Origin of the sequence: Umezawaea sp. NPDC059074, from assembly GCF_042738955.1 — a bacterium.
GTDB lineage: Bacteria > Actinomycetota > Actinomycetes > Mycobacteriales > Pseudonocardiaceae > Umezawaea.
The window spans coordinates 1-12544 of sequence record NZ_JBHYHC010000198.1; the positions used below are offsets into that span (position 1 = coordinate 1).

The following is a 12544-nucleotide window of genomic DNA, read 5'->3' on the forward strand; positions in this document are numbered from 1 at the left end:
CTGTGTGGTGTGGGCTCTTTTTTCAAACCGATTCTGGTACTGGGGCCGGTGGCCATCAACCTGGGGGCGGGGCACCTACTCCTTTTGTTTCGTCCTCGGGGCACCGCTCCGGGAAAAGCTCGGGGACTACGCCGCCGGCGGGGTCAGAACCTTGCCGATGACGAACACGGTGGCGTTCTTGGTGGGGATGTTGCCGCACAGCACCGGGGCGCCGTTGACGGTCATCGTGTCACCGGAACCGGCGATCGTCAGCTTCTGGCCGGTGAGCGAGTCGACCGTCTTGGCGGCCTCGAGGCCCTTGGCGTCGTAGCGCTTGCCGACGACGTGGTACTGGAGGATCTTGCCCAGCGTGGCCGGGTCGGCGGCCAGCTCGGCGAACTTGGCGTCGCCCAGTTCGGCGAACGCGGGGTCGTACGGCGCGAAGACGGTGATCGCGGCCTGGGAGTTCAGGGTGTCACCGAGGTTCGCGGCGCCGACGGCGGCCACGAGCTTGGTGAGCAGCGGGTTGTTGCTGGCGGCGGTGGCGACCGGGTCGGACACCATGCCCTGCAGGGAGCCCTTGTTGGCCGGGTCCTGCGGGACCGAGGCGCAGCCGGCGCCGAACACGTCGGTGGTCTTGGTGACGCCGTCGGACGCGCCTGCCGCCGCGGCGGACGAGGTGGCGGCCGCTGCGGACGTGGTGGTCGCGGCACCGGCGGTGGACGAGCTACCGGAGGAGGCGGTGTCGCTGCTGCCACAGGCCGCAATCGACAGGGTCGCGGCGGCAATCGCACCGACGATGGCGAGCTGGGTCTTCCTCACGCGGATCACTCCTTGTTGATTTCTGCTTCGCTAGTCATGGGGACATTCGAAGCGGTTGGCGATCCGGTTCGGCTTTCACCCGATGGAGTTTATTTTTCTACCGTGAAGAAGGCTGAATGCCAGCCGGTGGCCCCGTCCGGGATGGGTGCCACACGGGCCTGGGGCTGCACGAACCCCGATTTGTCGGTGGCGCGGCACTCGACCGTGTGACCCCCGACGGGCAGGTCCATGTCCACCTTCCACATCCGCCAGGAGACGTCGTTGACGTCCGCGGACAGCGTGGCGTCCTGCCACGGGCCCCCGTCGGTGCGCACCTCGACGCGGGCGATGCCCTTGGGCTGGGCCCACGCGACGCCCGCGACGGTGATCTTGCCGCCGCCGGTGATCCGGCTCAGGCCCTTGGGGGTGTCGATGCGGGACATGGGCTTGATCGGGCCGAGCCTGCCCCAGCCGCGGTCGATCCAGTACGAGGTCTTGGCGTCGAACGTGGTCAGCTCGAGGTCGACGAGCCACTTGGTCGCCGAGATGTAGCCGTAGAGGCCGGGGACGATCATCCGCACCGGGAAGCCGTGCTCGACCGGGAGCGGTTCGCCGTTCATGCCGAGGGCGAGGAGCGCGCCGCGGTCCTGCTCCATGACGACGTCCACGGGGGTGCCCGCGGTCCAGCCGTCGGAACTGGTGCCGAAGAGCTGGTCCGCGCCGGACTTCACGCCCGCCTCCATGAGGACGTCGCGGAGGAGGACGCCGGTGAAGTTGGCCGTCGAGACGTACGGGCCGCCCACCTCGTTGGAGACGCAGGTCATGGTGATGGTGCGCTCGACCAGGTCGCGCGAGCGGAGGTCGTCGTAGCTGAGGGTGAGTTCCTTGTCGACCATGCCGTGGACGCGGAGCTTCCAGTCCTCGGCGCGGAGGCGGGGGACGCTCAGCGCGGTGTCGACGCGGTAGAAGTCGTTGTTCGGGGTGATGAAGCTGGGGGTGCCCTGCGCGGCGAAGTCCGCGCCCGCCGGGAGCTCGGGGGCGGGGGTGGTGGGCTTGATCGTGCCGACCGCGGCGCGGGAGCCCTCGACGTCGACGCGGTTGCTGAGGAACTGGCCGACGAGACCCGCGAGGCCCGCGCCCACGGCGGTCGCGCCCAAGGCGATGAGGAAGGTGCGACGGCCCTCGGGGGCGTCGGCGTCCTTGGCGGCCAGTGCGGTGCGGTGGAGCCAGCGGAAGACGGCGATGCCCGCCACGAGGCTGGCGATCGGGGCCAGGACGCTGAGCTGGCCGGAGTCGGGGCGAGCCAGGACCGCCGCCACGCCGAGGAGACCCAGCGCGCCGGCGAGGATCGAGCCGGGGAGGGGGTTGCGGCGGGAGAGGAGGCCTGCGACGACCGCCGCGCCGAGGAGGACCAGCCCCATGCCGCCCAGGAGGACGAGCTTGTCGTAGGTGCCGAACGTGCGGACCGCGAAGTCCTTCAACTGGAGAGGGGTGAGGTCGATCGCGGTGTTGCCGACGGCGAGGAACGGAGAAGCCGAAGGGCCGACGAAACCGGCGACCAAGTGGCCGACGGTGAGGGCGATGGCTACCGCCAGCACCCCGATGAGGGCCGCTACCGGCGCTGTGAGGCGAGGCGGCTTCGGTGGTTGTGCTGAAGGTTCCATAGTGCACATTCGACGCCTGCGCGCGGGCGGTTCGCCGGCGGGGGCAGTGGTCGTAAGCAGACGGTAATCAGGTGAGGGCCGCGCGGAAGCGGGGTTCCTCGACGGACCAGTAGCCGTGCTCCTCGCCGTCGATGAGGATGACGGGGACCCGGTCGCCGTACTCGGCGCGGAGTTCACGGTCGGAGTCGACGTCCTCGGTGGTCCAGGGGACGTCTAGTTCGGCGCAGATGCGTTGGACGTCCGCTTTGGCTTGGTCGCAGGCGTGGCAGTTTTCGCGGGTCATGAGGGTCACGTGGTGGGTCACGTGGTCATGGTGCCAGTGGGTCTGTCGGTTCCTGCGTGGTGCTGCGCGAACTCTTGTTCCAGCCGGGTCACCTCTGCGGCTCTTGATCCAGCCGGGTCACCCGGTGGCGCTCGTTCCAGCCGGGTCACCCGGTGAACCCTTGTCCCAGCGTGCTGTGGCCGATTTGATTTGGGGCCCCTAGATTTGCCCCTTGATCGGGCCAAAAGGCAGTGCCCCAAAGCCCTGCCCGATCTCCAATTTTAAGGGGCAAATCCCCCAAATAAAATCGGCCACGTTCTCAAACCCGCAGGTCACCTAGGTTGTGGGTCAGTAGGGTGTGCTCAGGACTGCGGGAGTCGCAGGCGGGAGCGGGCTAGTTTGCCGGTGGCTGAGTGCGGTAGTTCCTCGGCGAACTCGACGATCGTGGGGACTTTGAACTTCGCCAGCCGTGCCGCGCAGTGCTGCGTGACCGTGGCCGCGTCCAGTTCTTGGCCGTCTCGTAGTACGAGTACTGCCTTCACCGACTCGCCAGTGCGTTCGTCTGGGACGCCCACCGCCGCAGCCTCGGCTACCTGGTCTAGTTCGCCCAGGACCTTCTCGACCTCGTGGGGGTAGACGTTGAAGCCGTTGACGATGATCAGGTCGCCTGCGCGGTCCACCAGGTGGAGGTCGCCTTCGGCGTCCAGGTAGCCGACGTCTCCTGTGCGGAACCAGCCCTCTGCGTCTGGGCCGTGGTGGCCGTCTGGCCAGTAGCCGCTGAAGAGGTTGGCGCCCTTCACCGAGACCAGGCCTGTGCCTGGTTCGTCTTCGTCCTGGTCCAGGACGCGGCCGTCGGTGTCGACCAAGCGCAGTTCGACGCCGGGGAGGGGCCTGCCCACCGAGCCGGGCTTGGGGAAGCCGCCCACGAGGGTGGACGTGAGGACCGGGCCGGTTTCGGTGAGGCCGTAGCCCTCGTAGATGGGGAGGCCCACTGCGTTGCGCATGGCGTCCAGGACGCCCTTGGGGAGCGGGGCCGCGCCGGAGGTGAAGAGGCGGACCGTGGAGAGGCTGTCGCCCAGGCGCTCTGCCGGTTGTGCGAGTACTGCCTGGTACATCGGGGGGACGCCGACGATCGTGGTGATGCGGTGGTCTCTGACCGTGGTGAGGGCGGTCTCGGCGTCGAAGCGTTCGAGGAGCACCGCCGTGGCGCCCGCGCCCGCCACCTGGAAGAGGCCGGGACCCAGGCCGTAGACGTGGAAGAGCGGGAGGGCCAGGAGGACGCGGTCGCCCGCTGTCACCGGGGCCGGGCGGAGGGCGGCGCACTGGGTGACGTTCGCGATCAGGGCCCGGTGGGTGAGCATCGCGCCTCGGGGGACGCCGGAGGTGCCGCTCGTGTAGCCGAGGACCGCCAAGTCCTCGTCGCCGGTGAGGGGGGTGAAGGGGTTTCCGGCCTCGATGTCCAGGGGCTGGGCGTCGAGGGTGGTGATGTCGGCTCCGCCGCCGTCGCCGATGAGGAGTCGCGCGCCGCTGTCGTCGATCAGGCGCTCGAGTTCGCGTAGAGGCTGGCCGGGGCCTGCCGGGACCACCACGCCGCCCGCGCGGAGGACGCCGAAGACGGCCGCGCAGAACTCCGGGCTCGTGGGGAGGCGGACGACGACTCGGTCGCCGGGGGTGACGCCTGCGGCTGCCAGGGCGTGGGCCTGCGCGTTCACCGCCGCGTCCACCTGTGACCAGGTGTACTGCTTGCCGGCTGTCGCGTCGATCAACGCGGCGTGCTGCGGGCCGCGCAGCGCGGAAGCGCTGACCAGGTCGGCGACGTTGCGGGCAGTCTCGGTCAAGGTGACCTCCTGATGAACACTCTTCACGCTCGTCGCAGTCTGTCACGCGTGGGCCGCGTGATGTAGGCATGGCTCACACGTCGCACAACCGTGACGGCTCCGCGCTACCTACTAAGGAGTAACAACACGTATGCTCTCGCCACGGCGAACCTGTGGAGGAGCCGCTACCCGATGATCGCCAGGGGACGCGCGAACAACGTCCGGTCCTTCCGGACGTTCCGCTCGGCGCGGAGCGCAGGAGGGCAGTCCACCACGGCCGAGGAGACGGACATCGACACGGCGCAGACGCCGTGGGACCTGGTCCGTGCCGCCCAGGAGGGCGACACGGCCTCGTTCGGTGTGCTCTACGACCGGTACGTGGACGTGGTGTTCCGGTACGTGCTGTTCCGCGTGGGCGACCGCAATCTGGCGGAGGACGTCACCAGCGAGACGTTCCTGCGGGCGCTGCGCAGCATCGGGTCGGTGAGCTACCAGGGCCGCGACGTGGGCGCCTGGTTCGTGACGATCGCGCGCAACATCGTCTACGACCACGTGAAGTCCTCGCGGTACCGGCTGGAGATCACCACGGCCGAGCTGGCGGACAACCGCGAGGTCGCGAGCGGTCCGGAGCAGGAAGTCCTCACCGACGCCACCAACGCGGAGCTGCTCAAGTGCGTCGGGCAGCTCGGCGAGGACCAGCGGGAGTGCATCACCCTGAGGTTCATCCAGGGGTTGTCGGTCGCCGAGACGGCGGCCAGGATGGGGCGCAACGAAGGCGCGATCAAGGCCCTCCAGCACCGCGCGGTGCGGCGGTTGGCCACGTTGCTGCCGACCTGGCTGCGGTGATCACGATCGCAAAGGCGCCGTTCGCGTAACCCCCGCACACCCCCTTTCGTTGTTCGGGTCAGGTCGTCGAAGTCGAGATGGTGCGGGATGGTGGGCAGAGGTATCACGCCACTGGGGCGTCGCAGGCAGCACGAGCGCTTCGCTCGTGCGGTCGAGGCGCGCCCGGAGGCCGCCGATCCCGAACTGGCGGCCGAACTGGCCGTGGTCGACCTGCTGCGGTCGGCCGCCGCGACCAGCGGACCGGACGCCGCGGCACGGGAGCGGATGCGCGCGCGGATCCTCGCCGCCGACCCCCCGGCCGCCTCCGGCGTGACGGTCCTCAAGCCCCGGCGGAGGTCGAGCGCGCGGGGGCGGTTAGCGGTCGCCGCGGCGGCCGCCCTCTGCCTGGTGCTGTCGCTGGCCGGGATGAGCCTGCTGCTGAGCCGTGACGCGCTGCCCGGCGACGCGCTGTACGGGATGAAGCGGACCGCCGAGTCCGCGTCGCTGGGGTTCACGTTCGGCGACGAGTCGAAGGCGTTGAAGCGGCTGGAGTTCGCCGCGGCCCGGCTCGCCGAGATGGAGACGCTCGCCGACCAGTACGGCGACGACGGACCGCTCGGCGGCTACCTGACGGCGTTGACGGACTTCGACACGGACGCGGCGGCCGGATCGCGCGAGCTGTCGACCGTGGGCGCGAACTCGGACGAGCGGGTGCTGGGGACGCTGGCCGACTGGTCGCAGGCCCAGACCCGGCGGCTGACCGACCTGCGACCTCGGTTGCCCGAAGCCGCCGTGACCCGATCGGCCACGTCGTTGACCCTCCTGGCGAAGATGGCGCAGCGGATGGCGGACCTGCGGGCCCGCACCGGCTGCTCGCCCGTGACGACCGGCGCGTCGGACGACGTGGGGCCGCTGCCCGCGTCCTCGCCCTGCGGATCCGAACCGCCCGCACAGGGGTCGTCCGGGACGAACCCGCCATCGGTGCTGGTCAGCCCGCCCGTGGCGACCGTGCCGTCGGCTCCGGTGCCGCCCGCGGCGACCACGACCACGGGCGCAGCCCCGCCGGACCAGTCGGTGCTGAACTCGCCGACGGCGGCGATCCCGCCGCTCACGTCGGTGCTGCCGACCGTGCCGTCGCTGGGGCTGCCGACGATCACCATTCCGTTGCCTTTGCCACTCCCCGGACTGCCTGGCATTGCATTCGGTTCCTGATCGCTACCCTGATGCCAGAGCTCGCAGGTTGACCAGGAGGCGCTGGCTGTGGCATGGAGGCGGGTAGAGAGCTCGGCGGACCGTGAACGCGCGGCCGCGCTGGCTGGAGAGGCTTCCGCTGAGGCGGCGCTGGCCGGTGCGCTGCCCATGGACGATCCGGGCGAGAAGGCCACGGACCTGACGGCCGCCGCGTTCTTCGACGTCGACAACACCATGATGATGGGTGCGTCGATGTTCCACTTCGCGCGCGGGTTGGCGGCGAGGGACTACTTCAACACGTCCGACCTCGCGGGGTTCGTGTGGCAGCAGTTGAAGTTCCGGGTCGGGGGGCGGGAAGACCCGCAGAGCGTGAAGGCGATGCGGGAGCAGGCGCTGTCGTTCGTGGCCGGGCGGTCGGTGGCGGAGTTGATCTCCCTTGGGGAGGAGATCTACGACGAGCTGATGGTGGACCGGATTTGGACCGGGACGCAGGCTTTGGCGCAGAAGCACCTGGACGCTGGGCAGCGGGTGTGGTTGGTGACCGCCACGCCGGTGGAGTTGGCGCAGATCATTGCTCGGCGGTTGGGGTTGACCGGGGCCTTGGGGACTGTGGCCGAGTCGGAAAACTCGATTTACACCGGGCGGCTGGTCGGGGATTTGCTGCACGGGAAGGCGAAGGCCCAGGCCGTTCGGGCGTTGGCTGCGAAGGAGGGGTTGAATTTGCGGCGGTGTACCGCTTATTCGGACTCCGCCAACGATGTGCCGATGTTGTCGGTGGTGGGGAACGCTGTGGCCGTTAACCCGGATTCCGGGTTGAGGGAGACTGCTCGGCGGCGTGGGTGGGAGGTTCGGGACTTCCGGACTGGGCGGAAAGCGGCGAAGATCGGGGTGCCTTCGGTGTTGGGGGCAGGGGTTTTGGCCGGGGCTGTGGCTGCCGGGATGGCTTATCGGCGGCGGCACGTCTGAGGCTCGCGTTTTGCCTGGTCGTTCCTGGGTGCTCGGCTGCTCGTTCCAGCGGCGCTCGTTCCAGCGGCGCTGGTCAGTGGCTGCGGCTTGCAGCGTTGCCGGGTAGTGGCTGCGGCTTCCAGCGGGCTGTGTCCGATTTGATTTGGGGCCCCTAGATTTGCCCCTTGATCGGGCCAAAAGGCAGTGCCCCAAAGCCCTGCCCGATCTCCAATTTTAAGGGGCAAATCCCCCAAATAAAATCGGACACGTTCCAACCAGCCCCTGCCGGTGCCGTCGTGGCCACCAGCAGAGCGCTGGTGCCGTCGTGGTCATCAGCAGACCGCCGGTGCTGTCGTGGTCATCAGCAGAGCGCTGGTGCCGTCGTGGTCACCAGTCGGGTTGGCTGTTGTTTTTTTATTGCTATCCCAGGAAGACGTTGCGCCTTTGGGTTAGGAGTCTGTAGAGGGTTTGCTGGATGGTTTCTCTTACCTGGTCTGTCAGGTTGAAGACGAGCATGGGGTCGTCTGCTGCGTTGTCGCCGAAGTTGTCCGTTTGGATCGGCTCGCCGAATTCGATGTACCACTTCGACGGCAGTGGGATCGCGCCCAGGGGGCCTAGCAGCGGGAAGGTCGGCGTTACTGGGAAGTAGGGGAAGCCGAAGAGTCTTGCCAGTGCTTTGATGTCGCCGATCATCGGGTAGATCTCTTCTGCGCCGACGATGCTGACCGGGATGATCGGTACTCCGGTGTTCAGGGCTGCTGAGACGAAGCCGCCTCTGCCGAAGCGCTGGAGCTTGTAGCGGTCCTTGAAGGGTTTGCCGATGCCCTTGAAGCCTTCTGGCCAGACGCCGACGACTTCTCCCGACCGTAGTAGGCGTTCTGCGTCTGGGTTGCAGGCGAGGGTTTGGCCGGATTTGCGGGCCAGGGCTCCTAGCAGTGGGGTTTTGAAGACCAGGTCTGCGCCGAGCATGCGGAGGTGGCGTTTGCCCGGGTGTTCGTTGGCCACCGCGAAAGCCGTCATGGTGGCGTCCAGGGGCAGGGTGCCGGAGTGGTTCGCCACCAGGAGGGCGCCGCCCTCGGTGGGGATGTTGTGCATTCCCGTCGTCTCCACGCGGAACCACTTCTCGTACAGCGGTTTCAGCGGGGGCATCAGGATGTTGTCCGTCAGGTCCGGGTCGAAGCCGAACTCGTCGACCTCGTAGTCGCCCGCGATGCGCCTGCGGACGAAGTTCAGCAGGCCACCCAATCGCTGTTCCCACTCGGCGGGCTCAGGGGTGGCGTCCTGGGGGTCAGGGGCCACCGTGAGCGGCTGTTGCAGTTCCTCCGCTGTCGGGGTGGGGTGCGGGACCGGCCTCGGCCTGCGGGGCCTGGACGGGGATGACTGGTTGCGGTCAGCACCGTGCAACGGGATCACGCGTGCTCCTGCCACGGGGTCCATCTCCTCTGGTCTGGTGCTAGCGGAGCTTGGCGGCGGCGTCGAGGAGGCCTCGCTCGACCGCCTCCACCCGCTCCGGGGCGATGAGCGGGCGGAGTCCGCGGCCGCTCACGTAGTCGTCGAAGGCCTGGCGGGTCGTCCAGCGCGGGGTGAAGCCGAAATCGCGCTTGAGCAGGCTCGTGTCGACCACCCGGCCCCAGTTGAGGAACCTCATCTGGTCGGGTGAGAAGTCGACGAGTCGGGCGCTGCGGAAGAAGCGGCCGACGCTCGGCACGGCGCCGCTCGGCACGGGCAGGGTGAGCCTGCCCGCGCGGCGGATCGCCTGCGAGAGGAGGAGCACGCCTTCGCCGCCGGCGTTGAAGACGCCGGGGAGGTCGTGCATGGTGGCGCGCTCCAGGATCGCCAGGGCGTCCTCGGAGTGCAGCAGTTGGACGCGCGCGTCGTAGCCGAGCACGGTGGGCACCACGGGCAGGGCGAAGTACCGGGTGAGCACGGTGTCGATGCGCGGGCCGATGAAGTTGGTGAACCGGAGCGTGGTGACGTCCACGTCCGGGCGGCGGCGGGAAAAACCGCGGACGTAGCCCTCGACCTCGACGGCGTCCTTGGCGTAGCCGCTGGACGGCAGGTCCTTCGGGCTCATGCCCTCCGCGAACACGGCGGGGTCGCGCGGGCTGGAGCCGTAGACGGCGCTGGTCGACTTCACGACCAGCTTGCGCAGCTGCGGGGACTTCTGGCACGCGGCCAGCAGCTGCATCGTGCCGATGACGTTCATCTCCTTCATGACCGTCCGGCCCGTCGGACCCGCCGGGTTGGCGGTGACCGACGCGTGCACGACGGTGTCCACCCCCGCGGTGGCGATCACCTTCGCGATCAGCGGGTTGCGGATGTCGGCGCGCACGAACTCCGCGCGCCCCATCCGCCGGAGCAGGTCGCGGGGCGGCGGCTCGGTGTCGACCCCGAGCACGCGCTCGATGTCGGGGTTGGCGGCGAACCGCGCGGCGAGGTTGCCGCCGAGGAAGCGGCTCACTCCGGTGACGAGAACGACCTTCGGCGCCATGCGACTCCATGTCCAAGTGCTGGAACTGGTCAAGGCTACAAGCAAACGGGGTAACGGCAGCGCCTGTGAACGTTCTCTTGACGCAGGTCACGCAGGCTTTACCGGCTAATCACCCGATCGGACCGGGGCTGTCCCGGTAGGACACGAGCCACTCCCACCGGCTGGGACGGCGAGTCCTCCAAACACAACTGCCGCCGACCCCGGAGACCGGGATCGGCGGCAGTCGAGCGCTGATGAAGAACCCGCGCGTGGGCTACTTGCCGCGCTTGCGACGCTGAACGCGAGTCTTGCGAAGCAACTTGCGGTGCTTCTTCTTCGACATGCGCTTGCGGCGCTTCTTGATGACCGAGCCCATGCGGGTTCCTTAGCTACTAGACGTTGGTGGTTCTCCATGCTCCGGTGCTACCTACGGACGCGCGCCCGTCAAGCGGGCACGCCGACACCAGGCACGAACGGCTGCCCAGTTTACCCCGCGCCGCACACCGGTCTTGACCGGGAGGTCACCCGGCGTCGAAATACGCGTTCTGGAGGTAGGCGTGCACCGCCTTCTCGGGCACCCGGAACGACTTGCCCACCCGGACGGCGGGCAGCTCTCCGGAGTGCACCAACCGGTACACGGTCATCTTCGAAACGCGCATCATGGAGGCCACTTCGGCCACGGTCAGGAACTGGACCTGAACGAGGCTCGATCGATCGTTCTCCTTCGCAGGCATGGTTATCACCGCGTCCTTCGACACGTGTCGTGCCGTCGGCTTCCCCACCGACGGTTCGACACGCACGTGCTGCACCCGAGAGTAGCGGGACAGGTGGGGCTACTGCGACGTCCAAAGGCCCCCGATCTGGGCCGGACGCGCGCTCACCCGTCCTGGTGGGCCTGTCCCAGCTCGGCCGAACGGTCGCGCGCGGCCTCGATCGCCGCGAGGAACGCGGCCCGCACACCGTGCTTCTCCAGCTCCCGGATGGCCATGATCGTGGTGCCCGCGGGCGACGTGACTGCCTCCCGCAGGATCACCGGGTGCTGGTCGCCCTGCGCCAGCATCGTGGCCGCGCCGACCGCGGACTGGATGATCAACTGGCCGGCGAGGTCACGCGGGATCCCCAGCAGGATGCCCGCGTCGATCATCGCCTCGACGAGGTAGAAGAAGTACGCGGGCCCGGACCCGGACAGCGCCGTCACGGCGTCCTGCTGCGACTCCGGCACCCGCGCCACCTTGCCCACGGTCGACAGCAGCTCCTCGACCAGGTCCAGGTGCTCCGCCTCCGCGTGCTTGCCCGCGGAAATGGCGCTCATCGCCTCGCCAACGAGCATCGGCGTGTTCGGCATGACGCGGACCACGGCGGTGCCCGCGGGCAGCCTGCGTTCGTACAGGGCCGTCGGAAGGCCCGCGCAGAGCGAGACGACCAGCGCGCCCGGCCGGATCACCGGCGCCAGCTCGTCCAGCAGCGGCTCGATGTCCTGCGGTTTGACGGCGACGACCAGCACATCGGCCCGCGCGGCCGCCTGGGCCACGTCCACGGCGTCCGTGCCGTACTGCTTGGCCAGCTCCTCGGCCCGCTGCGGGTGCTTCTCGGTGAACAGCAGCTCGTGAGCGTCCCGGCCCCCTTGGAGAAGCCCGGACAACAGGGCTTCCCCGATCTTGCCCGCGCCCAAAACGGCGATCGTCGTCATGCCGACAAGGGTGCCACGCGTTTCTCAGCGCAGATGAGCCGTGTCGTTGAGCCGGACGAGCCGCCACTTGGAGGACGGAAGGTGCTCCCACTCGGTCACGGACGTGAAATCCGGATCGACGCGGGCCCCGGTACCGGGCCGAGGAATCCCGAACAACTCCAGGAACGCGGCCACGACGAACCCCGCGTGCGTGACAGCGACGACCTGCTGACCGGAGTAGGTGGCGGCCAGGGTGTCGAGGGTCTCGCCGACGCGACTGAGAAACCCGTTCCAGCTCTCACCGCCAGGACAGATCGGCCGATCGGGCGCGGTGGGCAGGTCGAACGCGCCGTACCGCTTGGCGAACTCGACCCGAGGGAGACCGTCCCCTTCACCGAGCCAGAGCTCGCAGAGGTCGCGATCCGGTTTGACGGTGTCCACGCCGAGGGCTTCCTGGAGGAGGTGAGCCGTCTCGCCCGCACGAGCGGCGGTGCTGTGGAGCAGCACGTCAGCTCGCATGCCGTCCGCCGCCCACTGCTTCGCCAACGCCTCGGCCTGGTCACGCCCCCGAGCCGTCAACCCCAAGCAGCCGCGCTCCGCCGAAACGATCCGCCGTGCCACGTGCTCCGACTCCCCGTGCCGGACCAAGATCAAGCGCATGGGGGAAGAGGCTATCGGGTCCTTCGGCTTCCTATGGAACAGCTGTCCTGGATGGGATGTCTCTCACTGTGACCCTGGGGTCACCCTGTGGCCGCCTCTGGGGGTTCCTCTCGGCGGCTTCGACTTCCGGCCGGGCCACTTAGCGGCTCCCGCTTCCAGCTGGGCTGGTCGGCGGCTTCGATTTCCAGCCCGCTGTGTCCGATTTGATTTGGGGCCCCTAGATTTGCCCCTTGATCGGGCCAAAAGGCAGTGCCCCAAAGC

At 68.7% G+C, this 12544-nt stretch carries 13 protein-coding genes; 3 read left to right on the forward strand and 10 right to left on the reverse strand.

The window, feature by feature from the left end; translation table 11 throughout:
- Window positions 1-126 precede the first annotated feature (126 nt).
- From ACFWW9_RS43325 to ACFWW9_RS43340, 4 genes are all read right to left on the reverse strand, one after another.
- Window positions 127-801 (reverse strand): fasciclin domain-containing protein, encoded by a 675-nt coding sequence (locus ACFWW9_RS43325; protein ID WP_390388994.1) that lies wholly within the window; start codon window positions 799-801, stop codon window positions 127-129.
- An 89-nt stretch (window positions 802-890) separates the two neighbouring features.
- A complete protein-coding gene (locus tag ACFWW9_RS43330; protein ID WP_390388996.1) occupies window positions 891-2444 on the reverse strand; it encodes a molybdopterin-dependent oxidoreductase in 1554 nt (517 codons plus the stop codon).
- Window positions 2445-2511: 67 nt separating this feature from the next.
- A complete protein-coding gene (locus tag ACFWW9_RS43335) occupies window positions 2512-2727 on the reverse strand; it encodes a glutaredoxin family protein (protein WP_390389011.1) in 216 nt (71 codons plus the stop codon).
- A 341-nt stretch (window positions 2728-3068) separates the two neighbouring features.
- Complete coding sequence (locus ACFWW9_RS43340) at window positions 3069-4544, reverse strand: AMP-binding protein (protein ID WP_390388998.1); 1476 nt, start codon at window positions 4542-4544, stop codon at window positions 3069-3071.
- Between the two features lie 171 nt (window positions 4545-4715).
- Here ACFWW9_RS43340 and ACFWW9_RS43345 point away from each other — a divergent pair, with 171 nt between their 5' ends.
- From ACFWW9_RS43345 to ACFWW9_RS43355, 3 genes are all read left to right on the forward strand, one after another.
- Window positions 4716-5369 (forward strand): sigma-70 family RNA polymerase sigma factor, encoded by a 654-nt coding sequence (locus ACFWW9_RS43345; protein ID WP_390388999.1) that lies wholly within the window; start codon window positions 4716-4718, stop codon window positions 5367-5369.
- An 87-nt stretch (window positions 5370-5456) separates the two neighbouring features.
- Complete coding sequence (locus tag ACFWW9_RS43350; protein WP_390389001.1) at window positions 5457-6560, forward strand: DUF5667 domain-containing protein; 1104 nt, start codon at window positions 5457-5459, stop codon at window positions 6558-6560.
- 48 nt (window positions 6561-6608) lie between these two features.
- The gene (locus ACFWW9_RS43355) at window positions 6609-7505 is read left to right on the forward strand and encodes an HAD family hydrolase (protein ID WP_390389003.1); all 897 of its coding nucleotides are present in this window, start codon (window positions 6609-6611) and stop codon (window positions 7503-7505) included.
- Window positions 7506-7904: 399 nt separating this feature from the next.
- On the opposite strand, the gene ACFWW9_RS43360 is transcribed toward ACFWW9_RS43355, so the two are convergent.
- The 6 genes from ACFWW9_RS43360 to ACFWW9_RS43385 all read right to left on the reverse strand — a co-directional run bounded on the left by ACFWW9_RS43360 (window position 7905) and on the right by ACFWW9_RS43385 (window position 12283).
- Window positions 7905-8921, reverse strand: coding sequence for a lysophospholipid acyltransferase family protein (locus tag ACFWW9_RS43360; RefSeq protein ID WP_390389005.1), 1017 nt, complete (start codon window positions 8919-8921; stop codon window positions 7905-7907).
- Window positions 8922-8937: 16 nt separating this feature from the next.
- On the reverse strand, window positions 8938-9975 hold the full coding sequence (locus ACFWW9_RS43365; RefSeq protein ID WP_390389008.1) for an NAD-dependent epimerase/dehydratase family protein: 1038 nt from the start codon (window positions 9973-9975) through the stop codon (window positions 8938-8940).
- A gap of 253 nt (window positions 9976-10228) precedes the next feature.
- Window positions 10229-10330 (reverse strand): 30S ribosomal protein bS22, encoded by a 102-nt coding sequence (locus ACFWW9_RS43370; RefSeq protein WP_015105422.1) that lies wholly within the window; start codon window positions 10328-10330, stop codon window positions 10229-10231.
- 145 nt (window positions 10331-10475) lie between these two features.
- Window positions 10476-10688 (reverse strand): helix-turn-helix domain-containing protein, encoded by a 213-nt coding sequence (locus tag ACFWW9_RS43375; RefSeq protein WP_259628474.1) that lies wholly within the window; start codon window positions 10686-10688, stop codon window positions 10476-10478.
- A gap of 143 nt (window positions 10689-10831) precedes the next feature.
- Window positions 10832-11644 carry a pyrroline-5-carboxylate reductase gene (gene proC / locus ACFWW9_RS43380; RefSeq protein WP_390389009.1) on the reverse strand — a complete coding sequence of 271 codons (813 nt, stop codon included), beginning with the start codon at window positions 11642-11644 and terminating at the stop codon, window positions 10832-10834.
- Between the two features lie 24 nt (window positions 11645-11668).
- Window positions 11669-12283 carry a histidine phosphatase family protein gene (locus ACFWW9_RS43385; RefSeq protein ID WP_390389010.1) on the reverse strand — a complete coding sequence of 205 codons (615 nt, stop codon included), beginning with the start codon at window positions 12281-12283 and terminating at the stop codon, window positions 11669-11671.
- Between the last annotated feature and the right edge of the window lie 261 nt (window positions 12284-12544).